This is a genomic window from Stenotrophomonas sp. GW821-FHT09E08 (assembly GCF_059416125.1).
In genome coordinates, this window is sequence record NZ_JBWKOO010000025.1 from 1 (window position 1) to 25,697 (window position 25,697).

General features: G+C 67.3%; 21 protein-coding genes. 15 read left to right on the forward strand and 6 right to left on the reverse strand.

The features are described from left to right. Positions 1–222 precede the first annotated feature (222 nt). Positions 223–837, forward strand: coding sequence for a DUF938 domain-containing protein (locus tag AC07M7_RS20500; protein WP_495208168.1), 615 nt, complete (start codon positions 223–225; stop codon positions 835–837). A 73-nt stretch (positions 838–910) separates the two neighbouring features. Here AC07M7_RS20500 and AC07M7_RS20505 read toward each other — a convergent pair whose 3' ends face one another. Further along, positions 911–4,597, reverse strand: coding sequence for an indolepyruvate ferredoxin oxidoreductase family protein (locus AC07M7_RS20505; protein WP_495208169.1), 3,687 nt, complete (start codon positions 4,595–4,597; stop codon positions 911–913). A 170-nt stretch (positions 4,598–4,767) separates the two neighbouring features. On the opposite strand from AC07M7_RS20505, the gene AC07M7_RS20510 reads away from it, so the two are divergent. Further along, entirely contained in the window at positions 4,768–5,403 is a 636-nt protein-coding gene (locus AC07M7_RS20510) for a tetratricopeptide repeat protein (RefSeq protein ID WP_046984760.1), read from the forward strand. A 598-nt stretch (positions 5,404–6,001) separates the two neighbouring features. Here the strand turns inward: AC07M7_RS20510 and AC07M7_RS20515 are convergent. Further along, positions 6,002–7,486 carry an AAA family ATPase gene (locus AC07M7_RS20515; protein WP_046986725.1) on the reverse strand — a complete coding sequence of 495 codons (1,485 nt, stop codon included), beginning with the start codon at positions 7,484–7,486 and terminating at the stop codon, positions 6,002–6,004. Positions 7,487–7,609: 123 nt separating this feature from the next. Here AC07M7_RS20515 and AC07M7_RS20520 point away from each other — a divergent pair, with 123 nt between their 5' ends. From AC07M7_RS20520 to AC07M7_RS20560, 9 genes are all read left to right on the forward strand, one after another. After that, positions 7,610–8,239, forward strand: a complete 630-nt coding sequence (locus AC07M7_RS20520) for a ParA family protein (RefSeq protein ID WP_012509676.1) — start codon at positions 7,610–7,612, stop codon at positions 8,237–8,239. A gap of 37 nt (positions 8,240–8,276) precedes the next feature. Beyond that, positions 8,277–8,753, forward strand: a complete 477-nt coding sequence (locus AC07M7_RS20525) for a SixA phosphatase family protein (protein WP_004134282.1) — start codon at positions 8,277–8,279, stop codon at positions 8,751–8,753. Between the two features lie 4 nt (positions 8,754–8,757). Continuing rightward, on the forward strand, positions 8,758–9,375 hold the full coding sequence (locus tag AC07M7_RS20530; protein WP_495208170.1) for a YceI family protein: 618 nt from the start codon (positions 8,758–8,760) through the stop codon (positions 9,373–9,375). Then, the gene (locus tag AC07M7_RS20535; RefSeq protein WP_495208171.1) at positions 9,372–11,423 is read left to right on the forward strand and encodes a phospholipase D family protein; all 2,052 of its coding nucleotides are present in this window, start codon (positions 9,372–9,374) and stop codon (positions 11,421–11,423) included. Before AC07M7_RS20530 ends, AC07M7_RS20535 begins: the two co-directional genes overlap by 4 nt. A 10-nt stretch (positions 11,424–11,433) precedes the next feature. Continuing rightward, entirely contained in the window at positions 11,434–11,868 is a 435-nt protein-coding gene (locus AC07M7_RS20540) for a hotdog fold thioesterase (protein WP_495208172.1), read from the forward strand. Positions 11,869–11,988: 120 nt separating this feature from the next. Next, positions 11,989–12,780 carry a lysophospholipid acyltransferase family protein gene (locus tag AC07M7_RS20545; protein WP_046986729.1) on the forward strand — a complete coding sequence of 264 codons (792 nt, stop codon included), beginning with the start codon at positions 11,989–11,991 and terminating at the stop codon, positions 12,778–12,780. Between the two features lie 52 nt (positions 12,781–12,832). After that, the gene (locus tag AC07M7_RS20550; RefSeq protein ID WP_482998559.1) at positions 12,833–13,822 is read left to right on the forward strand and encodes a YheT family hydrolase; all 990 of its coding nucleotides are present in this window, start codon (positions 12,833–12,835) and stop codon (positions 13,820–13,822) included. A gap of 56 nt (positions 13,823–13,878) precedes the next feature. After that, the gene (locus AC07M7_RS20555) at positions 13,879–15,948 is read left to right on the forward strand and encodes a tetratricopeptide repeat protein (protein WP_495208173.1); all 2,070 of its coding nucleotides are present in this window, start codon (positions 13,879–13,881) and stop codon (positions 15,946–15,948) included. Positions 15,949–15,958: 10 nt separating this feature from the next. Next, positions 15,959–16,570, forward strand: a complete 612-nt coding sequence (locus tag AC07M7_RS20560) for a YbhB/YbcL family Raf kinase inhibitor-like protein (RefSeq protein WP_136638468.1) — start codon at positions 15,959–15,961, stop codon at positions 16,568–16,570. 132 nt (positions 16,571–16,702) lie between these two features. Here AC07M7_RS20560 and AC07M7_RS20565 read toward each other — a convergent pair whose 3' ends face one another. Further along, positions 16,703–17,530, reverse strand: coding sequence for an META domain-containing protein (locus tag AC07M7_RS20565; RefSeq protein WP_495208174.1), 828 nt, complete (start codon positions 17,528–17,530; stop codon positions 16,703–16,705). Between the two features lie 73 nt (positions 17,531–17,603). Then, positions 17,604–18,398: an undecaprenyl-diphosphate phosphatase gene (locus AC07M7_RS20570; RefSeq protein ID WP_495208175.1), complete on the reverse strand. Its 795-nt coding sequence runs from the start codon at positions 18,396–18,398 to the stop codon at positions 17,604–17,606. 219 nt (positions 18,399–18,617) lie between these two features. On the opposite strand from AC07M7_RS20570, the gene glnA reads away from it, so the two are divergent. The 4 genes from glnA (at position 18,618) to AC07M7_RS20590 (ending at position 23,053) form a co-directional block, all read left to right on the forward strand. Further along, positions 18,618–20,027 carry a type I glutamate--ammonia ligase gene (glnA, locus tag AC07M7_RS20575; RefSeq protein ID WP_004134320.1) on the forward strand — a complete coding sequence of 470 codons (1,410 nt, stop codon included), beginning with the start codon at positions 18,618–18,620 and terminating at the stop codon, positions 20,025–20,027. 346 nt (positions 20,028–20,373) lie between these two features. After that, on the forward strand, positions 20,374–20,712 hold the full coding sequence (locus tag AC07M7_RS20580) for a P-II family nitrogen regulator (protein ID WP_004134334.1): 339 nt from the start codon (positions 20,374–20,376) through the stop codon (positions 20,710–20,712). Between the two features lie 21 nt (positions 20,713–20,733). Beyond that, positions 20,734–22,164 (forward strand): ammonium transporter, encoded by a 1,431-nt coding sequence (locus AC07M7_RS20585; RefSeq protein WP_495208176.1) that lies wholly within the window; start codon positions 20,734–20,736, stop codon positions 22,162–22,164. 142 nt (positions 22,165–22,306) lie between these two features. Next, a complete protein-coding gene (locus AC07M7_RS20590; RefSeq protein ID WP_136638471.1) occupies positions 22,307–23,053 on the forward strand; it encodes an N-acetylmuramoyl-L-alanine amidase in 747 nt (248 codons plus the stop codon). Positions 23,054–23,174: 121 nt separating this feature from the next. Here AC07M7_RS20590 and AC07M7_RS20595 read toward each other — a convergent pair whose 3' ends face one another. Next, entirely contained in the window at positions 23,175–23,876 is a 702-nt protein-coding gene (locus tag AC07M7_RS20595; RefSeq protein ID WP_046985383.1) for a LytR/AlgR family response regulator transcription factor, read from the reverse strand. Further along, a complete protein-coding gene (locus AC07M7_RS20600; RefSeq protein WP_253078082.1) occupies positions 23,864–25,573 on the reverse strand; it encodes a histidine kinase in 1,710 nt (569 codons plus the stop codon). Before AC07M7_RS20600 ends, AC07M7_RS20595 begins: the two co-directional genes overlap by 13 nt. Between the last annotated feature and the right edge of the window lie 124 nt (positions 25,574–25,697).

The window sequence follows — 25,697 nt, forward strand, 5'->3', positions numbered from 1 at the left end:
GTTGCGGGGGCGTGAGCCGCATGGATGCGGCGACCGAGCTTACATGGACGTACTTGCAGCGTCCCCCGCAACCGGCCCCACCTCGCCAACCCACGGAATGCCAGCTTTTGACGTTGCTCCGGCTCCGGCTCCGGCTCCGGCTTCTGCAGGTGCAGGGCGCAGCCCTGCCGAGCAACACCCCCTCGTGCACAATGGGGCCGACCCCGCCTGGACACCGTCCTGATGTCGAGCAAGCCGTATTCAGAAGCCTGCGAGCGCAACCGCGAACCCATCGCCACTGCACTCGACCCATGGATGGGCGACCGCCATCGGGTGCTGGAGATCGGCAGTGGCACCGGCCAGCACGCGGCGTTCTTCGCCGAGCGCTGGCCCTGGCTGCGCTGGCAGCCCAGCGATCATCCGGACCATCTGCCCGGCATCGAGGCGTGGCGTGCGCAGGCCGCGCTGCTGAACCTGCTGCCGCCGGTGGCGCTGCAGGTGGAACTGCCCCCAGCGCCGGGCCTGTCGTTGCCCGAGGGCAGTACGTTCGACGCCGTATTCAGCGCCAACACGTTGCACATCATGGGCTGGGAGCATGTGCAGGTGCTGTTCGGCGCGCTGCCGCCGCTGTTGCGCCACGGTGCGCTGTTGGCGATGTACGGCCCGTTCAACTACGGCGGCCGCTACACCAGCGACAGCAACGCGCAGTTCGATGCCTGGCTGAAGGCGCGTGATCCGCGCAGCGGCATCCGCGATGTGGAAGCGGTGCAGGCGCTGGCAGCGGACAAAGGCTTCACCCGCCTGGGTGATGTGGCAATGCCGGCCAACAACCGCCTGCTGCTGTGGCGGCTGGGGTGAATCGCCGGTAGTGCCGGCCGCTGGCCGGCACCCGATTGCCAGGAGGGATGCCGGCCAGCGCCCGGCACTACCTTCAAGCCACCTGCACGATATGCAGCGCCTTCGGATTGCGCCACTGCGCCAGCAGGGCGGCTTCGCGCGCCTTGGCCTGCTCGAAATGCGCTTCCTTGACGTGGCCGAAGCCGCGGATGTGCTCGGGGACGCTGGCGATCTCCACCGCCAGCGCCAGGCGGTCGTCATCCAGGCCGTCCAGCAGCAGCTGCACGGTGGCCTCGTAATCGCCGATCAGCTTGCGCTCCATGCGGCGCTCCCCGGTGCGGCCGAACACGTCGAAGCGGCCGCCGCGCAGGAACTTCAGTTTGGCCAGCAGGCCGAAGGCCTTGAACATCCACGGGCCGTATTCCTTCTTCAGCAACCGGCCCTGCTCGTCCTTCTTGGCGAACAGCGGCGGTGCCAGGTGGAAGCGCAGCTGGTAGTCGCCCTCGAACTGCTGCTGCAGGCGGCGCTGGAAGTCGCCGCTGGTGTACAGGCGGGCCACTTCGTATTCGTCCTTGTAGGCCATCAGCTTGAACAGGTAGCGGGCCACGGTCTCGGTCAATGCAGTGGAACCGCCGATGCGGTCGGCTTCGGCGGCGCGCACGCGCTCGACCAGACTGCGGTAGCGGTTGGCGTAGGCAGCGTCCTGGTACTCGACCAGGAAGGCGGCGCGGCGCTCGATCATTTCATCCAGCGAACGCGACAGGCGCGCATCGTCCAGCGGCAGGAACGCCACGTCGCCACCGTGCGAGGGCAGGCCACGCAGTTCGCGCTCGTCGCCGGTGTTGCGCGGTGCGGCGGTGGCGCCCCATTCGTTGCCTTCCCACTCACCCGGCGGCAGCGGGTGCAGCGGGCCCGGGGTGGATTCGGTATCGGTGTGGCGGTTGCGCACCAGGCCGGCGGCCTGCTGCACGGCTTGTGGGTCGACTACGGCCAGGCGGCCCCAGGCGAAGGCCTGCTGGTTCATCGCCACGGCGGCGCCGTTGAGCTCGATGGCGCGCATCAGCGACTCGAACGACAGCGGTACCAGACCCTGCTGCCACGCGTAGCCGAGGATGAACAGGTTGGCGGCGATGGCATCGCCCAGCAGCGCGGTGGCCAGCTGGGTGGCATCCAGCAGCAGCGGTTCCTCGCCCCCCAGCGCCACGCGCACACCGGCCACGATGTCGGCGGCGGGGAACTGCATGTCCGGGCGGGTGGTGAAGGTGCCCGGCATCGCTTCATAGGTGTTCAGCACCACCTGCGAACGACCGGCGCGCACCTTCGACAGCGCCCAGTAATCGTTCACCACCACCATGTCGCAGCCCACCACCAGGTCAGCCTCACCGGCGGCGATGCGCACGGCGTGGATGTCTTCGGGACGACGGGCGATGCGGATGTGGGTTGTCACCGCGCCGCCCTTCTGCGCCAGGCCGGTCTGGTCGAGCACGGTCGCGCCCTTGCCTTCCAGGTGGCCGGCCATGCCCAGCAGCGCGCCGATGGTCACCACGCCGGTACCGCCGACGCCGGTGATCAGGATGTTCCAGGGCTGTTCCAGGGTGCCGCGGATGGTCGGTGCCGGCAGGTTGTCCAGCAGGGTGGAGGCATCGCGCTTGCTGCCCTTGCGCGGCTGTCCACCGTGCACGGTGACGAAGCTCGGGCAGAAACCATTGACGCAGGAATAGTCCTTGTTGCAGTTGGACTGATCGATCTCGCGCTTGCGCCCGAACTCGGTTTCCTTCGGCAGCACCGACACGCAGAAGCTCTTCTTGCCGCAATCGCCGCAGCCTTCGCAGACCAGCGAGTTGATCAGCACGCGCTTCTGCGGATCTTCCAGCTTGCCGCGCTTGCGGCGACGGCGCTTCTCGGTGGCGCAGGTCTGTTCGTAGATCAGGATCGATACACCCTTCACTTCGCGCAGGCGTTTCTGCACCGCATCCAGTTCGCTGCGGTCATGGAACTCGACGTCACTGGGGAAGTGCTCGCGCTGGCCGGTCCACTTGCCGATGTTGTCCGACAGCACAACGATGGTGTGGATGCCCTCGGCACGCATCTGCTTTGCGATGTCCGGCACGCTCAGCGGGCCGTCCACCGGCTGGCCGCCGGTCATCGCCACCGCATCGTTGTAGAGGATCTTGTAGGTGATGTTGACGCCGGCGGCGACGGCCTGGCGGATCGCCAGCGAACCGCTGTGGAAATAAGTGCCGTCGCCCAGGTTCTGGAACACGTGCGGGGTATCGGTGAACGGCGCCTGCCCGGCCCAGGTCACGCCTTCGCCGCCCATGTGGGTGAAGGTATCGGTGCTGCGATCCATCCAGGTCACCATGTAATGGCAACCGATACCGGCCAGCGCACGCGAACCTTCCGGCACCTGGGTGGAGGTGTTGTGCGGGCAGCCCGAGCAGTAATGCGGCACGCGCGGGAAGCTGGCACGCGGCAACGCAAGCTCGGCTTCCTTCTCCTGCATCCACTGAAGGCGCTGCTCGATCGACTCGTTGTTGAAGAACTTCTGGATGCGGCGACCGATCACGCCGGCGATGGTGGCCGGCGTCAGCTCACCGGTGGACGGCAGGATCCACTCACCGCTCTCGTCGTACTTGCCGACGATCGACGGGCGCTGGCCCCAGCTGGCCGGCCAGTTGAAGAACTGTTCCTTCATCTGGCGCTCGATGAAGGCACGCTTCTCCTCCACCACGATGATGTCTTCCAGGCCCTGCGCGAAGCGCGCGATGCCTTCCGGCTCCAGCGGCCAGGTCATGCCGACCTTGTACACGCGGATGCCGATGTCGGCGCAGGCGGCTTCATCCAGGCCCAGGTACTCCAGCGCCTGCAGCACATCCAGATAGCTCTTGCCGGTGGTGACGATGCCCAGCCGCGCACGCGGTGCGTCCATCACCACCTTGTCGATGCCGTTGGCACGGGCAAACGCTTGTGCAGCCTTCACCGCATAGCGGTGCAGGCGCATCTCCTGGTCCAGCGGCGGATCCGGCCAGCGGATGTTGAGACCGCCCGACGGCATCTCGAAATCTTCCGGCAGCACGATGCGGCGCGCCAACGGATCGACTTCTACCGAGGCCGAGGATTCCACTGTCTCGGCGATCGTCTTGAAGCCGACCCAGCGCCCGGTATAGCGGCTCATTGCCCAGCCGAGCAGGCCCATGTCGAGGATGTCCTGCACGCCGGCCGGGTTCAGCACCGGCATCATCGCGCTGACGAACTCGTCTTCGCTGCCGTGCGGCAGGGTCGAGCTGCGGCAGGCATGGTCGTCGGCCGCCAGCGCCAGCACACCACCATAACGCGAGGTGCCGGCTGCATTGGCGTGCTTGAACACGTCGCCGCAACGGTCCACGCCCGGGCCCTTGCCGTACCACATGCCGAACACGCCCTGCACGTTGGCACCAGGGAACAGGTTGGTCTGCTGCGTGCCCCAGACCATGGTCGCGCCCAGATCCTCGTTGAGGCCGGGGGTGAACTTCACCTTGGCTGCGTCCAGATGCTTGCGCGCGCGCCACAGTTCCAGGTCGAAACCACCCAGTGGGCTGCCGCGGTAACCACTGACGAAACCGGCGCTGTCGATGCCTTCGGCGGCATCGCGCAGGCGCTGCATCAAGGGCAGCCGTACCAGCGCCTGCACGCCACTCAGGTAGATCCGCCCCTCGTTGCGGGTGTACTTGTGGTCGAGCGTGTAATCACGGTCGAGCAGGTCGGCGGAAGAGGGCGAAGTGAGTTGCGCGGTACTGGTCATGGCTGGCCCGGTGAGGATCGGCTGGCACCGGCCACGTGCAGGCACGCGGCGGGAAAGGCGCGAATTGTAGCAGCGAGGCCGTGCGGGCCTCGGCACTCGCGCCGGTGGCGGCGCCGGGGTTAGGATCGGGGGGAGAGAGGGAGGCTGCGCTTGCGGCCTGGGGAGAAGGGATGTCAGTTTCAGGAAAGATCCTGGCCAGCGTGCTGCTGGCTTCGGGAGCGGCCACTGCGTGGGCCGCGCCGGCCCTGCCGGCACCACAGGAGTTCTACTTCGACAGCGACCTGGCCGCCACGCCGATGGTGGCGATACAGGGTGAAGGCGATGAGCTCGTTGCCCAGTTGGTCAAGCTGCGTGAACGCGGCCGGCGTGCGGTTGAGGCCACGGTGCAGCTGGCGTCGGTGGCCGGCGCCCAGGGCCGCGGCGAGCTGGCCGAGCAGCTGTATGGCGAAGCCTTGAAGGAGGCATCGGCACAGAGCAGCAGTGGCCGCAGCGTGCGCTGGAACTACGGATGGGATCTGTTGCGCCAGGGCAGGGTGGAGGCGGCGCTGGAACAGTGGCTTTCATCGGCCGGCAATGCCCGTACCAAGCCCAGCTGGGTGCCACCGACCTACGCGCTGGCGCTGTGGCGGCTGGGGCAGAAGCAGGAGGCAGTGCAGTGGTACGCCGCTGCGGTGCGTACCGAGCCGTCGCAGTGGAGCACCAGTGCGCACTATGCGCAGCTGCTGCCGCAATGGCGCGAGGACGAGCGCGCCACGCTGATGGAAGTGCAGCAGGCCTGGGCCGCCGCGCCGCCAGCCTGGCCATAAGGAGGGGGTTCGGCCGGGTTGCACCCGGCACCTGCAGAGGCAAGGGCTGAAGCAACAGCAACAGCCGAAGCAACAGCAACGGCAGACTTCCCGAGGATGGCGGGGCGGTATGGGCAGTCAGGACACGCCGTGAACCCGTCCATGGGGCTCGATGGCGCCATCCATGGCGCCAACGGTCCTGCCTGCCCATACCGCCCCGCCTCTGACAGTTCCCTGTTGCTGTTGGTAGGTGTCGACCTTGGTCGACACGGTAGGTCCACGCCATGCGTGGATGAATCTGTATCGGAATCGATTTTTCGATATCTGATCGAAAGGCAGCCGAGCGTGGGCTCGGCTCTACAAAGAGCGGCAGGCCAAGCGCTTTTGCCTTTGCTTCTGTTTTTCTTTACTTCTCTTCCGTGGCGGACGCACCCGGAAACTGTCAGAGGCCGGGCGGGGTGGGTTCGCGGGGGTGTCCGCGGCATGGATGCCGCGGCCAAGCCCCCATGGACGGGTTCACGGCGTCCCCCGCGAATCCACCCCGCCCGGCCAAGCGCGGCTTTTGATGTTCACAGTCAACCAGCCGCCACGAGGGGCTGCGCCGTTCGCTGGAAACCCCTCAGTCGTCCGCGGAAACCGTCCGCCCCGACGCCCACCCACGCAATGCCGCCACCTGTTCGGCCATCAGCACCGACAGCGGGCGCGTGGCGCGGATCTCGTTCATCAGCAGCTCGGTGTCCAGCGGCCGGCCCTCGGCATGTGCTGCATACAGGCCGGCCACGATCGCCTGCTCGATCTCGGCGCCGGAAAAACCATTCGCGGCGGCGGCCAGCGCCGGCAGCGCGAAGTCATCCGCGTTGAGCTGGCGCCGGCCCAGGTGCAGCCTCAGCAGTTCCACGCGGACCTCCGGCGAGGGCAGGTCGACGAAGAAGATCTCGTCGAAGCGGCCCTTGCGCAGCAGCTCGGCCGGCAGTTCGTGCACCTGGTTCGCGGTGGCGACGATGAACACCGGCGCCTTGCGCTCGGCCATCCAGGTCAGCAGGTAGCCGAGCACGCGACGCGAGACGCCGCCGTCCTCGCTGCCGGTGGCCAGGCCCTTCTCGATCTCATCCATCCACAGCACGCATGGTGCCAGCTGCTCGGCCGAGGCCAGCGCCTGGCGCAGGTTGGCCTCGGTCTCGCCGTGGTACTTGTTGTACAGCGCGCCTACGTCCAGGCGCAGCAGCGGCACGCCGAAGCCGGCGGCGGTGGCCTTGGCCAGCATCGACTTGCCGCAGCCCTGCACGCCCAGCAGCAGCATGCCGCGCGGTGGATCCAGCCCGGCCGGCGCCGAGCCGGCGATGAATGCGACCCGGCGCTGGTTGATCCAGCGTTTGAGCCGGTTCGCTCCGGCGACATCGCCGAAGCGCGCGCTGTCATGCTCGAAGAACAGGTGGCCGCTGCGGTTGAGCAGCTCGAACTTCAGCCGCGCCAGCTGTGGCAGGTCATCGTCGCGCAATGCGCCGTCGGCATAGATCAGCTGGCGCGCGATGCGCCGGGCATCGACCAGGCTCAGGCCCTGCAGGTTCTTCAGGATCTTCTTGACCGCTTCGCTGTCGACTTCAACCCGCCGACCACCATGCTCGCGCGCATAGGCGTCGGCCTCCTCGCGCAGCATCTTCAGCAGGGCGTTGGCATCGGGCAGGCGCGGGTTGAAGCGTACCGCCAGCGCTTCCAGCTCGGCCGGCAGTTCGACCTTGGCACCGATCAGCACCAGCACGTGCGGCTCGCTGTGGCGGCGCTGGATCAGGTCGCGCAGGGCGCGCTGGTGGCTGGCATAGCCCAGGTAGGGGTGGAAATCGAGCAGCAGGTAGACCCCGCGCTGGTCGGCCTGGCGGATCATCTGCAGGGCCGCGCTGGCATCGGGCGGCCCGATCGCGGGGTCCTCGCTGTCCAGATCGATGCGGCGCAGGCCCTCGGTGATCGACCAGCGGTGCAGGGCCCGCCAGACGTGCATCAGCGTCTGCCGGAAGAGTTCGACGATGCGACCCTCATCCTGGGTCTCGATCACGATCAGGGGGGTATTGGCGCGGATCAGTGCGCTCAGGTCCTGCAGTTCGCTCATGCCGGTTCGATCCTTCGGGGGCGCCACGATAGCAAAGGCAATGGCCGCAGGTTCAGCGCGGTGCTACCTCCCGTCACCATCGCCGGTGTACGCTCGGGGCACGTACCCGGAAGCGAGGCTGGCATGAAGACGATCCTGGTGGCCGGTTCCAAGGGCGGGGTGGGCAAGACCACCGTCGCCACCCACCTGGCCGCGTACGCGGCATTGCAGGGCAAGGCCACGGTGATCGCCGATGCCGACCCGCAGGGCTCCAGCACCCGCTGGGCGCAACGGCGTGCCGGGCTGGAAAGCGCGGTGCTCCCCATCGACGTGTATCGGAAGAAGCAGTGGGCGCAGAAACTGCCCGACGGCACCGAAACCGTCATCATCGATGCCCCGGCCGGGGCGTTGGCCGACGATATCCCCCATTTCCTTGACGCTGCCGACGCGGTGGTGGTGCCGGTGCTGCCCTCGGCGCTGGACATCGAAGCCATCGTCGGCTTCCTCAACAGTCTGGCCCAGAACCCGCGCGTGCACAGCCGCAAGCTGCCGGTGGGGCTGGTGCTGAACCGCACCAAGCCTTGGACCCAGACCTCGCAGCAGGCGCTGCAGATGCTGTCCGAATGGCCGTACCCGGTGGTCGCGCAGCTGCGCGACAGCCAGAGCTACGTGGTCATGACCGGCCTGGGCCGCAGTCTGTTCGATTACCGCTCCGCCCAGGTGCGCGAGCACCAGGCCGACTGGGAACCCCTGTTGTCCTGGCTGAAGCTGTAAGAGTCGTAGGTACCCACCCCTTTATTGGAATCCCGCAATGCGCGAACTGATCCTGCTCCGTCACGCCCATGCCGAACCGGCCGTTTCCGGCCAGGCTGATCTCGACCGGCCGTTGTCGCCGGTGGGGCTCGCCGAAGCCGAAGCCGCCGGCAAGTGGCTGAAGGAGAACAAGCTGCTGCCGGACTGCGTGCTGTGTTCCCCTTCGCGACGGACCCGCGAGACCCTGGAAGCGGTGATGGCGGCCATCGGCTATGTCGAAAAGCGCCTGGAAGACCGCATCTACGAAGCGACCCCGGGTACCCTGGCCGCGCTGGTGGATGAGCGGCGTGACCTGGACAGGGTGCTGATCGTCGGCCACAACCCGGGCCTGGAGCAGCTGGTGGCGCTGATGACCGACGGCACCAGCAGTGACTATCGCGGCATGCCGCCGGGCGGCGTGGCTGTGCTCGGTTTCCCCCGCGAGGCCTCGATCGAGCCGGGCGTGGCCAGCCTGAATGCGTTCTGGTGGCCGTGATCCGATGAGCATGGCGCGGCGCAGCCGCTTCCTGCTGCCCGTGCTGCTGGTGTACGGCCCGGCCTGGGCTGCCGCACCACCACCTGCGACATTGCCCCCGGTGGTCGCCGAGGCGCACCGCGTGTTGCGCCTGGATACGCAGCGTTCGCAGATCGGTTTCGAGGTGCGCACCCGCTTCGGGCAGCGCATCGAGGGCGTGTTTCCGCACTTCGAGGGACGCATCGAGATCCTCTCCGACGGCCGCAACCAGGTGCACCTGAAGATGTTCACACGCTCGGTCGAGATCCCTGGCAAGCCGCGCTACACCGGTTGGATGCGCGGTGAGGAGTTCTTCGATGCCGGCCGCCATCCGGTGGTCGAGTTCGACTCCCTGCCGTACTGGCCGGAGACCGTGGAGGACGGGGGCGACATCAACGGCAGGTTGACCCTGCGTGGGATCAGCCACCCGGAGTCGCTCAAGGTCGAGAAGGCGGACTGCGCCCGACCCGGCTATGATTGCGACGTCGTCAGCCGCGGTACCGTGCAACGAGGCCGGTATGGCATGGAAAGCTGGCAGCTTGCCTTGAGTGACCGAGTGACTTTCGTATTGCGTGCGCGCCTGAGCGAGGCGCCTAAACCGTGAACCACCTGCTGCGTGTACTGGCGCTGGCAACCGTGTTGCTGGGCAGCGGTTGTGCATCGCTGTCGCATGCCGAGCGTGACCGGGCCGAAGCCATCGCCGTGCAGGCACGCTCGACCGAAGTCGATTGCCAGCGCGCCGACCGTTGTGCGCTGGATTCGCCACTGCGGGCGCTGGCCGGCCGGGCGTTCACCGAATCCACCCCGGAACGGCCGCAGCATTACGCCACGCTGCTGGATGAGGGCGAGGGCGCCCTGGTCGCGCGGCTCAACCTGCTGCGCAGCGCCACCCGCAGCATCGACCTGCAGACCTATATCTTCGACAAGGACGACAGCGCCCGCCTGGTCATCGACGAGCTGCTGGCCGCATCCCGGCGTGGGGTCAAGGTGCGGGTGCTGATCGACCAGCTCTCGGCGATCTCCGACCTCGAGATCCTCGGCGCGCTGTCCGGTGCCCACCAGAATTTCCAGCTGAGGGTCTACAACCCGACCTTCGGCAAGGCGCGCCTGAACTATTTCGACTACGCCGGCAGCGTGCTGTGCTGCTTCCGTCGCTTCAACCAGCGCATGCACAACAAGCTGCTGGTGATCGACGATGCGATCGGCGTGGTCGGTGGCCGCAACTACCAGGACGATTATTACGACTGGGACCGCGAGTACAACTTCCGCGACCGCGATGTGCTGATCGCCGGACCGGAAGCGCGGGCGATGGCCGCCAACTTCGATGCATTCTGGCGCGCGCAGCGCAGCGTGCCGGCCGAACGCCTGAATGACGTAGGCCGTACCCTGCTGCGCCAGGGCGTGCCCACATTGCCCCCGGCCACCTTCCGCCGTCCCGAGCGGGTGCAGCGGGTCAGTGCTGAAGCCAACGACATCGACTTCGTCACCCGTTCCTTTGTCGATACCGCGCTGCCGGTCGCCTCGGTGCGCTATGTCGCCGACCTGCCGCGCAAGCATCGCCGTGAAAAAGCCGATGCACCGCTGGCCGGCCAGCATGTGACCGAGCCGCAGCTGGATGCGCTGATCGCCAGCGCGCAGAAGGAAGTGATCCTGCAGACGCCCTACCTGGTGTTGTCCAAGCCGGCGCAGAAGCTGTTCCGTGAACTGCGCAAGCGTCCGCAGCCGCCGCGCGTGGTGGTGTCCAGCAACAGCCTGGCGGCCACCGACAACCCGATCGTGTATGCGCTGTCGTACAAGTACAAGCGCCGCAACATGCGCGAACTGGGCTTCAACATCTTCGAATACAAGCCGTTCCCGCTGGATGCGCCGGTCGACTACCGCAATCTGCTGCCTGACCCGATCGCCGTGCCCGATGGCGCGGATGACAGTGGCCGCAACCCGTTGATTGGTGGCAGCGCGGCGGGCAGCAACGCGCGGGGTGGCAGCGATGGCGGTTCAAACGGGACCGGCAAGCAGGGGCCGGTGAACCACCCGCGTACCGGCAGCGCCTACCAGAATGCCCGCGAACGCCGTCGGGCGGCTGGCAGCGAGGTCGAAACGCGACTGCTGCGCACCGAGACGCGGCCGTCGTTCCTGGGCAGCAAGGCAGTCAACAAGCCGCTGCCGGTCACCCGCAAGGGCGCGCGCATGGGGTTGCACGCCAAGTCGCTGGTGGTGGATCGCCGCATCGGCGTGGTTGGCACCCACAACTTCGATCCGCGCAGCGAGAACTACAACACCGAAGGCGCGGTGATCATCGACGACCCGGTATTTGCCGAGGAACTGGCGCAGAGCATCCTGCGCGACACCCATCCGCAGAACTCGTGGACCGTTGCGCCGCGGGCCAAGCCGCCGGTGCTGTCGGGGCTGAACTATAGCGTCGGCAAGGCTTCCGAAGCGCTGCCGATTCTCGATTTCTGGCCGTGGCGCTACGCCACCGACTACGAATTCAAGCCCGGCCCGGACTGCCCGCAGCCGCTGCCGAGGCAGGATCCTGATTTCCATCGCTGCTACAGCGCCGTCGGTGACTTCCCCGAAGTCAACGTCGGGCCGAAGTGGCTGCTGGTGCGCATGCTGACCGCATTCGGTGCCGGCCTCGTTCCCATTCTCTGAAGGTGCCCGCATGACCCAGGTGTTCCGCGAAGCCGTTTCCATCGAGCAGCTCAACGCGCTCAGCCGCAACACGGCGATCGAATCGCTGGGCATCGTCTTCAGTGCGGTTGGCGAGGACTGGCTGCAGGCCACCATGCCGGTGGACGAACGCACCCGGCAGCCGTACGGCATCCTGCATGGCGGTGCTTCGGTGGTGCTGGCCGAGACGCTGGGCAGCAGCGCCGGCAACCTGTGCGTGGATGCCACAAAGCAGATCTGCGTTGGCCTGGAGATCAACGCCAACCACGTGCGTGCCGTGCGTTCGGGTACGGTCACCGGCACCGCCCGCGTGCTGCACGTGGGCCGCAGCACCCAGCTGTGGGAGATCCGCATCGAGGACGAGCAGGGGCGGCTGGTGTGCATCTCGCGGCTGACCCTGGCGGTGGTGGCCGCCGGCCACGGTTGAGCCCCACGAGGGCGCGTTGACGGCAGCGGAACCCAGCGTTCCCCGCCGATTGCCCCGGCCAATGGCTGTTATGGCCTAAATCGGCTGGCAGCTGCTGCGGCGCTCCGGTATCGTGCGCGGATGACTTCCCCCACTCCGGCCCCCCGTGGCGGCGTGGCGCGTGTGTGCCGTTACCTGTACCGCGTACCGCTGCTGTTGGTCCACATCACCGTGTTCCTGCCGCTGATCCTGATCGGCATGCTGCCGCCGTGGGGCGAGCTGCGGGTGGGCGAGGATACGTTCGGAGCCAAAGTGGTGAACTGGTGGCAGGGCGGGCTGATGTGGATCTTCGGCTTCCGCCTGTCGCAGGTCGGCAGGCCGCTGCCGGGCGCGGTGCTGTTCGTCGCCAACCACGTCAGCTGGGTCGACATCTCCATCCTGCACAGCCAGCGCATGATGGGCTTCGTTGCCAAGCGCGAGATCGCCAGCTGGCCGCTGGTCGGTTGGCTGGCCGCGCGCGGGCAGACCATCTTCCACCAGCGTGGCAACACCGAATCGCTCGGTGGGGTGATGCAGGTGATGGCCGACCGGCTGCGTGCCGGCAAGGCGGTGGGCGTGTTCCCTGAAGGGCGCACCCGCGGAGGCCACGAGGTGGGCCCGTTCCATGCCCGCATCTTCCAGGCTGCCGTTGAAACCGGCGTGCCGGTGCAGCCGGTGGCGCTGGTGTACGGGCTGAAGGGCGACGCGCAGACCATTGTCGCGTTCGGTCCAGGCGAGAGTTTCTTCGCCAATTTCCTGCGCCTGCTCGGTGAGCCGGCGCGGCATACCGAAGTGCATTTCCTGGAGCCGATCGGTGCCCAGGACCTGGAAGGCCGTCGGCGCATCGCGGAAACCTCGCGCGCGCGCATCGTGGCGGCCATGAGCACGCAGTGAGGGTGCGGTGGCTCTGATCCCGCCACCTGTCCTGGACGCCGGTACGCCGACGCTGCATGCGGCCGACTACCAGCCGCCACGCTGGCTGCGCAATCCGCACCTGCAGTCGATGCTCAGCTCCAGCCGCATGCGCCTGCAGCGCGGCCTGCTGCTGCTGGCGGCCACCGGTGCGGTCAACGAAGAACTGATCCTGGATGGCGGCGACGGCGTGCGCCTGCAGGGCTGGCACAGCCATGTCGAAGGTCGCGAGCCCAAGGGCATCGCGCTGCTGCTGCACGGCTGGGAGGGCAGTGCCGAATCCAGCTACATGCGCATGGCGGCTGCGCGCATGATCGAACAGGGTTTCGATGTGGTGCGCCTGAACTTCCGCGATCACGGCAACACCCATCACCTCAACCCCGGCATCTTCCATTCCAATCTGATCGACGAAGTGGTGCATGCCGCAGGCGATATCGCCCAGCGCTGGCCGCAGCTGCCGCTGGTGGCGGCCGGCTATTCGCTGGGTGGCAACTTCGTGCTGCGGCTGGCCCTGCGCGCGCCGGCCGCCGGCGTGCCGCTGCTGCGGGTGGCGTCGGTGTGCCCGGTGCTGGACCCGGCGCTGACCATGGACAGCATCGAGAGCGGCCCGGCGATGTACGACTGGTACTTCCGCCGCAAATGGGCCGGTTCGCTGCGGCGCAAGCGCGACCTGTTCCCCGAGCTGAGCGACTGCGACGACCGCGTGCTGAAGCTGGACATCCGCGCGCTGACCGCATGGCTGGTCGAACGGCATACCAGCTTCGGCTCGTTGCAGGCGTATTTCGACGGTTATTCGATTGCCGGTGACCGCCTGGCCACGCTGCAGGTGCCGGCCGACATCCTGATGGCGAAGGATGACCCGGTGATCCCGTACGTGACTTTCAGCGACTGGCAGCTGCCGCGCCAGGCGCACCTGGAAACGGCCTGCTGGGGAGGCCACTGCGGCTTCCTCGAAAACTGGCGGGGTGATGGCTTCTCCGAGCGCTGGGTGGCGCAGCGCCTGCAGCGGGTGCTGCAGGCCTGAACCGGCACCGGTGCGCAGGCCGCTACAATGCGGGTTTGCACTTGAACCGGACTGTCATGCAAGACCAGATCATCCAAGCGTTGCGCCAGAACCAGGCCGACCAGGCCGTGCAGCTGGCCCAGGCGTGGACCCGTGATGAACCCGGCCAGGCCGAGGCCCACCGCTGGCTGGCGCTTGCGCTGCAGCAGCAGGGCAACGCCGGGGCCGCGATGGAGGCCCTGCAGCAGGCGCTGCAGCTGGCTCCGGACGATGCCCAGCTGCACCTGCAGCACGCCGGCCTGCTGCTGGCGCTGCGCCAGTTCGAAGGTGCTGACGAAGCGCTGGCGCGTACTACCGGCCTCGATCCCAATTCCTTCTCCGCCTACCTGATGCAGGCGCACCTGGCGATCGGCCGCAACGATTTCGACGAAGCCCAGCGCCTGTCCACTCTGGCCTCGCGCGTCGAGCCGGACCATCCGGAACTGCTGACCATCGACGGCATGATCGCGCTGCGCCGTGACGACCCGGATCGTGCACTGACGCTGCTGTCGGCCGCCAACCAGGCACTGCCCAACGATACCCGCGTGCTCTACGCACTGGGCTTCGCCTATCTGGGCAAGGACATGCTGGCCTTCGCCGAACAGGCCTTCCGCCGTGTGCTGGAGCTGAACCCGGCGATCACCTCGCTGCACGGCCTGGTGGTGCAGCTGGCGCTGCGCCAGGGCAACCTGGAGGCGGCGGCCGAAGCAATGCAGATCGCCCTGCAGCAGGAAGGCCTGGATACACCGTCGATGCGCCGCCTGGCCGGTGAGCTGGCCCTGCGCAGCGGGCAGCCGCTGCAGGCGCTGGAGCATCTGCTGCCGTTGCTGGAATCGCTGCCCGACGATCGTCAGGTACTGCAGCTGCTGCTGATGTCCTGGCAGCGCCTGGGCCGCGAGGACGAGGCGCGCGCACGCCTCGACGCCGCGCTGGAACAGCATCCGCAGCTGCACGACCTGTGGCTGGCACGGCTGGCCGTGGAAGACGTTGGAAGCCCCACCGCCGCCGCGACGGTCGAGCGCTGGATGGATACGATGCCGGGCCACCTGCCGGCGCTGGAAGCACGCCTTCGCCTGCATGACATGCTGGGCGAGCATGCGCAGGCCGAAGCAATCGCCGAGCGCATCGTCAGCCTCGAGCCGGGCCGCGTAAGCGGCGAAACCCGCCTGGTCGAAGGCCTGCTGCAGCGCGACCCGGCCGCCGCCGTCGCCCGCGTGCAGGCGCTGATCGACATGGCACCGGAAGGCCATCGCGCCGACCTGCGCACCTGGCTGGGTGAAATCCAGGATCGCGCCGGCCAGCCGGAAGAAGCACTGAACACGTGGCTGGCGCTGCAGGCCGAGCAGGCACCACAGCGCCTGCCGCTGCCGCCGCAGGCCAAGGCACCGCCGAGCTGGCCGGACAAGGGCGAGATCGACGGTGATGCCACCTCTGCGCCGATCTTCCTGTGGGGCGCACCGGGTTCGGGCGTGGAACGCGTGGCGACCGGCCTGGCCGCCGCCAGCCCGGTGCTGCGCAGCGACCGCTATACCTCCAATGCGCCTGACGATGCCTTCCAGAACTACCACACGCTGCAGGACCTCGCGTCCGGCGTGCTGACCCCGGAGCGGCTGGTGCAGCGCTGGCGCGAGCAGTTGCCGTCGCGTGGGATCCAGGACGACGCCGTCATCGACTGGCTGCTGTGGTGGGACAACGCGCTGCTGTGGGCGCTGCGCCCGCAGTTGCCGCAGGGCCGCCTGCTGGTGGTGGTGCGCGATCCGCGCGACATGCTGCTGGACTGGGTGGCCTATGGCGCCGCCGCACCGCTGGCGATGACCTCGCTGGCCGAAGCCAGCGAATGGCTGGCACGCGCACTGGCCCAGGTCGCCACCCTGCACGAGGAAGACCTGTATCCGCAGGTGCTGCTGCGCATCGACCAGATCGGCAACGATCCGCAGGCGATGGCCGATCTGCTGGGCCGCCTGTTCGAGCGGCCGATGCCGCCGGCCGCCCAGCTGGGTGCACCGCGCTTCCCGCCGGGCCACTGGCGCACCTACCGCGACGTGATGAGCGCCGCCTTCGCCAAGCTCACCCCGATCGCGGTGCGCCTGGGTTACCCGGAAGAGTGAGGAGACACCGATGCAACTGAGCAGCCACAGCCTGACCAACGGTGCACCGATCGGCCGCGAGTTCGCCGCCGGCGATGCCGCCGGCTTCGCGCCGGACCGCAATCCGCACCTGGCCTGGAGCGGCGTGCCGGAAGGCACCCGTTCGTACCTGCTGGTATGCGTGGACCCGGACGTGCCGACCGTGCCGGAAACGGTCGGCCGCGCGGACATGACCGTGCCACGCGACCAGCCGCGCTGCGATTTCGTGCATTGGGTGATGGCCGATATCCCGGCCTCGGTGCAGGAGATCGCCGCAGGCAGCTGCAGCGACGGGTTCGTGGTGAAGGGCAAGACCGCGCCGGCTGGCCCGGCCGGCAGCCGCCAGGGCCTGAACGATTTCACCGGCTGGTTCGCCGGCAACCCGGACATGGCCGGTGATTACCTTGGCTACGACGGCCCGTATCCGCCGTTCAACGACGAACGTATGCATCGTTACTTCTTCCGCGTGTTCGCGCTGGACGTGGCTTCGCTGGATCTGCCGGTGCGCTTCACCGCCGCCGATGCGTACCGCGCCATGCACGGCCACGTACTGGCCGAAGCCGCACTGCACGGCACCTATACGTTGAACCCGGCGCTGGGCTGAGGCTGTATATCGGGTAGTGCCGGCCGCTGGCCGGCATGTCCCATGTCCGCCGGAGGTGCCTGTGGCAGCCGGCCAGCGACCGGCTCTGCCGTCAACGAAGAAGGGCGGCCTTTCGGCCGCCCTTCCATCGTTTTACTTCTTCTCGATGGCCGACTCGACCACCATGTCCAGCACGTACGCCTGCGACGGCGCATCGGCCGGCGGGTTCTTCACTTCGTAGCGCTTCACGCGCACAACGTTGCGCACGCCGTCTTCGTGGGTGTAACCCTCGATGCTGCCGTAGAAGTTCTCGAACTTGCCCGGCTCGCCCTGCTTCAGGCCCTTGTCGTCGAACTTGACCTCACGCACCTGCAGGCACTGGTAGTCCGGGATCAGCGGGTGCGAGCACTTCTGGGTCTTGGCGGCCACTTCCAGGAACACGGTTTCGCCGGCGCCGCCGTAGCGGGTTTCAGCGGTCGGCTCCGGGTTGAAGACCAGCACATCGCCCTTGGCGTTGGTCAGGGTCAGCTTGCCGTCGGCATCCTGTTCGGCCTTCAGTTCGCCCTGCAGACGGCTGGAGACGGCTTCGTCCAGCGCCATCAGCGCCTTGTCGGTGCAGGCCATCATGGTCGAGGCCATCGCGCTCACGCTCAGCTTGCCATCGGCCAGGGTGTAACCCCCGCCCATGCGGTTGCAGGCGTTGCTGACCGACAGGCGGCCATCAACGAAGTCCAGGGTGACCGGCTTGTCTTCGCGGGCGAACAGCGCATCGATGCGCTTGCCATCGGCCGCGGTGGCCTGCTGCAGCAGCCAGTGCTGGCTCTGCAGGCGCTGCGCATCCAGGTGTGCCAGCGTCTGCTGGTCTGCTGCCTTGGCCGCCGCCGGGGCAACGTCGTCGCCGCCGGTGCCGGCCGGGGCCGGGGTCTGGCTGCAGGCGGCCATCAAGGCCAGCGGGAGGAGCAGGGTGAGCTTGCGGTTCATGGTGATTCTCCTTGGGGAACCGTGGGGGAAACGGGGTGGGGCCGGCAACGGGGTTACCGTGCCCCGGCGCTGTTCAGCTGCCGGAGGGCAACCACAGCAGCAGCGCGGCGCCCAGCGCGATGCGGTAAAGCGCGAACGCGGTGAACCTGTGCGACTTGATGTAGCCCATCAGCCACTTCACTACGACGAAGCCGGTGATGGCCGCGGCAATGAAGGCCACGCCCACCTCGGTCCAGTTCTCGCTGGCCAGGTTTCCTTCCTTGGCCAGTTCCAGGAAGGTGTACGCACTGGCCGCGAACATGGTCGGAATGCCGACCAGGAACACGAATTCGGCGGCCGCCGCGCGACGGCTCAGGCCCAGCAGCATGGCCAGGAAAATCGCCGAGGCCGAGCGCGAGGTGCCGGGAAACACACCGGCCAGCACCTGTGCCAGGCCAACACCAATGGCCACCGTCCAGGTCACCTGGTCGCGGTCGGGCAGGCGTGCGGTATAGGCCTCCACCAGCAGCATCCAGATGCCGCCGATGATCAGCGCCCAGGCCACAGGGCTGACCGTTTCCGGCAGCGACCAGCCGGCCTTGCGCACCACCAGGCCGATCACGGCGGTCACCAGAAACGCCGCGCCGAGCTTGAACACGTAGTCGCGGTTCTCACGCTGGCCGAAGCCGGTGGCCAGCTGCAGCAGGCGCTGGCGGAACACCAGAACCACCGCCAGGATCGCGCCGGCCTGGATGATGATGTTGAAGAAGTCCGATCGCGCGCCCAGCCAGTGCTGGGCGATCAGCAGGTGGCCGGTGCTGGAGATCGGCAGGAATTCGGTCAAGCCTTCGAGGATGCCCAGCAGCAGGGCAGAGAGCAGGTCGGACATGGACAGGGTGGGTGTGGGCGGCAGAAGAAGGTCGAAAGAATAGACGATCCATGCCGCACCAAACGGGTGCGTCTGGTTCCAGTTGCACCCGTTTGGTGCACGCCGTTCTGCACCGATCCGGAGCGCCCTTTTTGAAATCAATGACTTGCGGGTGGCCAAAAGTTGGCACGGTCGTTGCTGTACCTCAGCAGGCATTCATCCCCATCCGAGGTCGTACCGATGTCCGTGGAAAACGTAGAAAAGCTGATCAAGGACAACCAGATTGAGTTCGTCGACCTGCGTTTCGTCGACATGCGCGGTGTCGAGCAGCACGTGACCTTCCCGGTCAGCATCGTCGAGCCGTCGCTGTTTGAAGAAGGCAAGATGTTCGATGGCAGCTCGATCGCCGGCTGGAAGGGCATCGCCGAATCGGACATGGTGCTGCTGCCGGACACCGCCAGCGCCTACGTTGATCCGTTCTACGCCGATCCGACCATCGTGATCAGCTGCGACATCCTCGACCCGGCCACCATGCAGCCCTACGGCCGTTGCCCGCGCGGCATCGCCAAGCGCGCCGAGTCGTACCTGAAGTCCTCGGGCATTGCCGAAACCGCCTTCTTCGGCCCGGAGCCGGAATTCTTCATCTTCGATTCGGTCCGCTTCGCCAATGAAATGGGCCACACCTTCTTCCAGGTCGATTCGGAAGAAGCGGCGTGGAACAGCGGCGCCAAGTACGACGGCGCCAACAGCGGCTACCGTCCGGGCGTGAAGGGCGGTTACTTCCCGGTGCCGCCGACCGACACCCTGCACGACCTGCGCGCCGAAATGTGCAAGACCCTGGAACAGGTCGGCATCGAAGTGGAAGTGCAGCACCACGAAGTGGCCACCGCCGGCCAGTGCGAGATCGGCACCAAGTTCAGCACCCTGGTGCAGAAGGCCGACGAACTGCTGCGCATGAAGTACGTGATCAAGAACGTGGCGCACCGCAACGGCAAGACCGTTACCTTCATGCCCAAGCCGATCGTCGGCGACAACGGCAGCGGCATGCACGTGCACCAGTCGCTGTCCAAGGGCGGCACCAACCTGTTCTCCGGTGACGGCTACGGCGGCCTGAGCCAGATGGCGCTGTGGTACATCGGCGGCATCTTCAAGCACGCCAAGGCCATCAACGCCTTCGCCAACTCGGGCACCAACAGCTACAAGCGCCTGGTGCCGGGCTACGAAGCGCCGGTGATGCTGGCCTACTCGGCCCGCAACCGTTCGGCATCGTGCCGCATTCCGTGGGTGTCCAACCCGAAGGCACGCCGCATCGAAATGCGTTTCCCGGATCCGATCCAGTCCGGCTACCTGACCTTCACCGCGCTGATGATGGCCGGCCTGGACGGCATCAAGAACCAGATCGACCCGGGCGCACCGAGCGACAAGGACCTGTACGACCTGCCGCCGGAAGAAGAGAAGCTGATCCCGCAGGTCTGCTCCTCGCTGGACCAGGCGCTGGAAGCGCTGGACAAGGACCGCGAGTTCCTGAAGGCCGGCGGCGTGATGAGCGATGACTTCATCGACGGCTACATCGCGCTGAAGATGCAGGAAGTGACCAAGTTCCGCGCGGCCACCCACCCGCTGGAATACCAGCTGTACTACGCCAGCTGATCGGTGGCGATGGCGGTGGGCTTCCCCCTCCCACCCGCCGCCATCGCTTCCGTCTTCGCGGCTGGGGAGCCGCAGGGCGGGCCCCGGCCCGCCGTGGTAGAGCGGACCATTGGTCCGCTGCATTGGAAACGCGGGCCCTTGGCCCGCTGATCCAGGGGTAAGAGAGACCGGATACGCGACATGGGCCGCCCTCCCTCCCGCGTCGGCCGTGCAAGGAGAGAGGCACGGCTGTCCCGGCCCGGTTCGTGTCCGGTGCAACAGCCACGGCCATCAACACGATGGCCCGTGGTTGCCTGATGCCATCGCGCGTTGGCGCGCTGGCCCCATCCACCATCGGGACATGCGCATGAAACTGATCTCCGCCATCATCCGACCGTTCAAGCTCGACGAGGTCCGCGAGGCTTTGTCCGATGCCGGCGTGTCGGGCATCACCGTGACCGAAGTGAAAGGCTTCGGTCGCCAGAAGGGCCACACCGAGCTGTATCGCGGTGCCGAGTACGTGGTCGACTTCCTGCCCAAGATCAAGATCGAAACCGTGGTCACCGACGAACGTGCCGACGCAGTGATCGAAGCGATCCAGTCGTCTGCAGGCACCGGCAAGATCGGTGACGGCAAGATCTTCGTCACCGCCGTCGAACAGGTCATCCGCATCCGCACCGGCGAAATCGGTGCCGACGCGCTGTAACCCCCTTCCGGAGACTCCCCCATGAAGATGCGCCTTCTCACCGGGTGGCAATCCCGGTTCCATCTGGTGTGCCTGTTGATGCTGCTCAGTGCGCTGGCTGCTGGCGCCTGGCCGGGAACTGCCCATGCGCAGGCCCAGGTGTCGCCGCTGCCAAGCGAAACCGTAGCGGTCGAACCGCTGCAGGACCCGGTCGCCGCGGCTGCCGCACCTGCCGTCGCCGAAGCCGCCGCGGCCTACGACCATGGCGACGTGGCGTGGATGCTGACCTCCACCCTGCTGGTGCTGCTGATGGTGGTGCCGGGCCTGGCGTTGTTCTACGGCGGCCTGGTGCGTTCGAAGAACGTGCTGTCGGTGCTCAGCCAGATCCTGGTCGTGTTCTCGCTGGTGCTGCTGCTGTGGGTGGCCTATGGCTACAGCGCGGTGTTCAGCGCCGGTAATCCGTTCTTCGGTTCGTTCACCGAGTTCGCCTTCCTCAAGGGGTTCACGCCGGAGTCGGTGGGCAACACCCCGATCAAGGGCCTGCCGGACTACCTGTTCGTCGCCTTCCAGTCGACCTTCGCCGGCATCACCACCGCACTGATCGTCGGCGCCTTCGCCGAGCGCATCAAGTTCCGCGCGGTGCTGCTGTTCTCGGCGTTGTGGTTCACCCTCAGCTACATCCCGATGGCGCACATCGTGTGGGGTGGCGGTTACCTCGGTGAAATGGGTGCGATCGATTTCGCCGGCGGCACCGTGGTCCACATCAATGCCGGTGTTGCCGGCCTGGTCGCCGCGTGGTTCGTCGGCAAGCGCCTGGGCTACGGACAGACCGCGCTGAAGCCGCACAACGTCCCGTTCACCTACATCGGCGCGATGCTGCTGTGGGTCGGCTGGTTCGGCTTCAATGCCGGGTCCGCCGCCGCCGCCGATACCGTCGCCTCGCTGGCCTTCCTCAACACGGTGCTGGCCACCGCTGCTGCCGTGCTGGGCTGGACGCTGGTCGAAGCGATCAGCAAGGGCAAGCCGTCGGCACTGGGCGCCGCCTCGGGTGCGGTGGCCGGTCTGGTCGGCATCACCCCGGCCTGCGGCACAGTCGGCCCGCTCGGCGCGATCGTCATCGGCTTCGTCGCCGGTGTGGTCTGCGTGTGGGGTGTGACCGGTCTCAAGCGCCTGCTGAAGGTGGACGACACCGCCGACGTGTTCGGCGTACACGGTGTCGGCGGTATCGTCGGCGCGATCCTCACCGGCGTGTTCAGTGCGCAGTCGCTGGGCGGCACCAAGGCCGATCTGGATATCACGCACCAAGTGTGGGTGCAGGTGGTCAGTGTTGGCCTGACGGTGGTCTGGTCGGCGGTGGTGACCACGCTGATCCTGCTGGTGGTGCGCAGCGTGGTCGGCCTGCGCGTGACCGAGGAAGCAGAGCGTACTGGCCTGGATGTGACCTCGCACGGCGAATCGGCCTACGAGGCCTGATGCGTGGCGGGCGGCCCTGCGGGGCCGCCTTTGCGTTTGGTGGGTGCCAAGCTTGCTTGGCACTGCTCCTGCTCTGGTGGGTGCCGACCGTTGGTCGGCACCGTGGCATGCATCATCCGGCCTGATCGCGCACAATCGGGCCATGCACCCGATCCGCACCGCTCTGATGCTCTCGGCCTGTCTGTTGCTGGCCGCCTGCGCTTCCGCGCCACAGGAAGCCCGCAATCCGCTCGCCACCTGGGTGCCGTCGCCGAACCAGAACGCGCGCACGCCGGTCATCATCGTCATCCATCACACCGAGCAGAAGTCGGTGCAGCAGAGCCTGCACACGCTGCGTACCGCCAACAGCGGCGGACGGGTCAGCGCGCACTACCTGATCGGCGCCGATGGCCATCGCTACCAGCTGGTGGCCGATGAACGCCGCGCCTGGCATGCCGGTGCCGGGCGCTGGGGCACCATCACCGATCTCAATTCAGCCTCGATCGGCATCGAACTCGACAACGACGGTCGCAGTCCCTTCAGCCCGGCGCAGATCGAGTCATTGATCGTGCTGCTGCGCGATCTCACTGAACGGCTGAACATCCCGCCGCGGCAGGTCATCGGCCATGCCGACCTGGCGCCGACCCGCAAGCAGGACCCAAGCCGCTTCTTCCCCTGGCAGCAGCTGGCCGACGCCGGGTTCGGCGTGTGGCCGCGCGCCGCCGATGGTGCGGCACCCGAAGGCTTCGATGCATGGAATGCGCTGGCCCGCTTTGGCTACCCGCTGGACAACCGCGAGGCCACCGTCGCCGCCTTCCACCGTCGCTTCCGTGGCCGCGACGACCTGCCGAAGACGCTGGATGCCGAAGATGCCCGCATCCTGCATTCTTTGCTGCTGCAGACCCCGTAGATGCTCGCGCGGCGCCGAACACCCGGAAGTGGGTAGCGCCGGGCCATGCCCGGCGAGCGCGCAGCGCGGCCACCACCACGAAGTGCAGTAGTGCCAGCCCATGGCTGGCAGCTTCCACACCTCACTCCATCCCCAGCTCTCCGCGTATTGCCGCCACATGCGCGCGGCCCACGGCCAGCTCGCTGCCATCGCTCAACACCAGCCAGTAACGGCTGCCCGATCCTGCATGCAGCATGCGCACATGCTGCAGATTGACCAGATAGGAACGATGGCAACGCACGAAGTCGCCAGGCAGCACGCTGCCCAGTCCGGCCAGGGACTTGTCGTGCAGCTCGCTGCGGCCATCGCGCATGCGCACCTGGCTGTAGTCGCCGTCGGCGCGGATCCAGAGCACGTCAGCAAGTTCTACGGTCGCCGTGCCCTGCGCCCGCCAGACACCCAGATAGCGCGCGCGGCCAGGGCGGGAGCCGCCGGTGTCGAGCAGGCGTTCCAGTGCCTGGCCAAGGCGCTCACGCGAGAACGGCTTGGGTACGAAGTCGAGCACACCATGCTCGAATGCCTGCAGCGCGCGATCGCGATGGGCCGACACCACCACGCACTGATAGCGTCCGGCCACCGCGCGCCGAAGCAGCTCGAAACCATCGTCGCCGCCCAGGTTGAGGTCCAGCAGCAGGCCATCGTAGACGCTGCGTTGCAGTCGATCTCCGGCCGACTCCAGATCAGCAACGGCGTCGAAGCGCGCGCGCGCGCCTGCCAGTTCACTGCACAGGCGCAGCAGGCGCTGGCGTACCAGCGGCTCATCCTCAACGATCAGGATGCGCATGTCAGTTCGATCCGGCTGCACCAGTGGTCGCCTTCGGCGCCCTGCACGAAGGCCCATCCGTCAGGACAGGCGGCGGCCAGGCTGGCCTCGATATAGCGCGTGCCGGTGCCGCGGCCACGGTGTGGGGCGGAACCCCGCGCACTGCGCAGCTCCAGTATCCAGCGCGCGTTGGTGCGTTGCACGTGCAGGTGGAACGGATGCTTTGCGCAGGCCAGCGCACCTGCGTGGGTCAATGCATTCTCCACCTGGGCATGCAGGATGCCGGGCGGCAACGACAGCATCGCGTCTTCGCCATCGACCTCCAGCCGCATGCGCTGGTCCAATGCCATGCCAACGATATCCAGATGGCTGCGACAGAGCGCCAGTTCGTCCTGCAGGGGAACGCTGCGCCGGCTGCTGCTGTCGCGCAGGCGATCGAACTGATCGGCCAGTGATTCCACCAGGCGGCTGGCACGCGCTGGTGCCTGTTCGATCAACTCCTGCAGGCAAGTCAGGGTGTTCATCAGCCAATGCGGCTGGATGCCCCGTTGCAGCAGCTGCAGCGAAAGCCGCGCGCGTTCTTCGCTCAGCCAGGCGTTGTGCCGGTCCAGTGCCTGCAACTGGGCAGCGTGGCGCAGCAGCAGGAACACCATCAGCACCGCCAGCAGCAGGAAATAGGGCCCATCGAGGAAGGCGCCGCCTGCGACCAGCAGCGCCAGCAGTCCGGCCAGCAGCAAGGCCAGGATCGGCCAGCGGTCCTCGGACTCGCCATGCGCGCGCAACAGCACGCCTGCCGATGCAATCAGGCTCGACAGCAGTACCGCCGCTGAGCGCGTATCGAAGCCGGGCAGCGCGACAGCGGCGGCAATGATCACGGCCAGATAGCCAAGGTAGGCGGCCCGCGGCATGGCCATCGCGAAGCGGCGTGCAAGATAGGCCGGCAGCAACGCCGCTGCCGCCACATGCAGGCACAACAGTGCCACTAGGCGTGGGCCATGCCATGGATAGGGATACCCAAGCAGGGAGCGCCAGGCCTCGACCACGGGCAGTGCCAGCCCCACTGCGCCCAGTGCCAGCAGCAGACGGGCCCCGGGTGCCTGCGTCTGGCCGCGCAACACGGTGAGGAAGTACAGGCAGGCCGCCGCCAGTGCACCGGTGGCGAAGGCGGCGATCAACCACGGCAGGATGATCTGACCGTACAGCACGGCCGCGGGTGCGATCAGCACCATCGCATCGGCACCATGCAGATGGAAGTGCTGCTGCTGGCTCGACGCAAGCACGATCAGTTCGTCGCTGTGGTTGCCCGAAGCAGGAGGCAGCACACGCACCAGGTCGATGCGTCCTGGACGCTCTTCCGCAGCGCTGCGGCCGACCACGCCATTGCTGACCCACGGGTTGCCGTTCCAGTACAGCCGGCTGGCGGCACGCAGCGACAGCCGCATCGTGCGGCCATGCGCATCCGCGGTGGTTGGCGCCGGCACCTGCCAGCGCAGCCAGTAGGGGCCGCGCCAACCTGCCAGCTCGCGCTGGTCCAGTGGCTGCCAGTCCAGATCCTGCGGCGGTCGCGCGGGCACGGCGCCGGCGGCCCCGATGTTCGCAAGCGCCATCTGCGCGCCCGGCACCTGCACCAGCCCGGGTGGGGGCGTCGACACGAGCAGCCAGACGGCCACGGCCGCAAGCAGCACAGCAAGGACAGCCAGGGTTCGTGGGATCTGCATGGAGGCCATCCTATCGGTTGCGTGGAGACAGTGGACGGCCGCCTGGAGACGTTCGGCAGGTGCGCACGCCCCGTGTGCTGCGGAAGGGCAGACGCTGGTGGCGCACGTCCTTCCATCGGAGCCC

What these genes read in the sequence shown, in the direction of transcription:
- AC07M7_RS20520 (WP_012509676.1), top strand. Translation starts at nt 7,610, where the DNA reads ATGAAGACGATCCTGGTGGCCGGTTCCAAGGGCGGGGTGGGCAAGACC.
- AC07M7_RS20595 (WP_046985383.1), bottom strand. Translation starts at nt 23,876, where the DNA reads ATGCGCATCCTGATCGTTGAGGATGAGCCGCTGGTACGCCAGCGCCTG.
- AC07M7_RS20525 (WP_004134282.1), top strand. Translation starts at nt 8,277, where the DNA reads ATGCGCGAACTGATCCTGCTCCGTCACGCCCATGCCGAACCGGCCGTT.
- AC07M7_RS20565 (WP_495208174.1), bottom strand. Translation starts at nt 17,530, where the DNA reads ATGAACCGCAAGCTCACCCTGCTCCTCCCGCTGGCCTTGATGGCCGCC.
- AC07M7_RS20515 (WP_046986725.1), bottom strand. Translation starts at nt 7,486, where the DNA reads ATGAGCGAACTGCAGGACCTGAGCGCACTGATCCGCGCCAATACCCCC.
- AC07M7_RS20530 (WP_495208170.1), top strand. Translation starts at nt 8,758, where the DNA reads ATGAGCATGGCGCGGCGCAGCCGCTTCCTGCTGCCCGTGCTGCTGGTG.
- AC07M7_RS20585 (WP_495208176.1), top strand. Translation starts at nt 20,734, where the DNA reads ATGAAGATGCGCCTTCTCACCGGGTGGCAATCCCGGTTCCATCTGGTG.
- AC07M7_RS20570 (WP_495208175.1), bottom strand. Translation starts at nt 18,398, where the DNA reads ATGTCCGACCTGCTCTCTGCCCTGCTGCTGGGCATCCTCGAAGGCTTG.
- AC07M7_RS20500 (WP_495208168.1), top strand. Translation starts at nt 223, where the DNA reads ATGTCGAGCAAGCCGTATTCAGAAGCCTGCGAGCGCAACCGCGAACCC.
- AC07M7_RS20505 (WP_495208169.1), bottom strand. Translation starts at nt 4,597, where the DNA reads ATGACCAGTACCGCGCAACTCACTTCGCCCTCTTCCGCCGACCTGCTC.
- AC07M7_RS20545 (WP_046986729.1), top strand. Translation starts at nt 11,989, where the DNA reads ATGACTTCCCCCACTCCGGCCCCCCGTGGCGGCGTGGCGCGTGTGTGC.
- AC07M7_RS20590 (WP_136638471.1), top strand. Translation starts at nt 22,307, where the DNA reads ATGCACCCGATCCGCACCGCTCTGATGCTCTCGGCCTGTCTGTTGCTG.
- glnA (WP_004134320.1), top strand. Translation starts at nt 18,618, where the DNA reads ATGTCCGTGGAAAACGTAGAAAAGCTGATCAAGGACAACCAGATTGAG.
- AC07M7_RS20560 (WP_136638468.1), top strand. Translation starts at nt 15,959, where the DNA reads ATGCAACTGAGCAGCCACAGCCTGACCAACGGTGCACCGATCGGCCGC.
- AC07M7_RS20510 (WP_046984760.1), top strand. Translation starts at nt 4,768, where the DNA reads ATGTCAGTTTCAGGAAAGATCCTGGCCAGCGTGCTGCTGGCTTCGGGA.
- AC07M7_RS20600 (WP_253078082.1), bottom strand. Translation starts at nt 25,573, where the DNA reads ATGCAGATCCCACGAACCCTGGCTGTCCTTGCTGTGCTGCTTGCGGCC.
- AC07M7_RS20555 (WP_495208173.1), top strand. Translation starts at nt 13,879, where the DNA reads ATGCAAGACCAGATCATCCAAGCGTTGCGCCAGAACCAGGCCGACCAG.
- AC07M7_RS20580 (WP_004134334.1), top strand. Translation starts at nt 20,374, where the DNA reads ATGAAACTGATCTCCGCCATCATCCGACCGTTCAAGCTCGACGAGGTC.
- AC07M7_RS20540 (WP_495208172.1), top strand. Translation starts at nt 11,434, where the DNA reads ATGACCCAGGTGTTCCGCGAAGCCGTTTCCATCGAGCAGCTCAACGCG.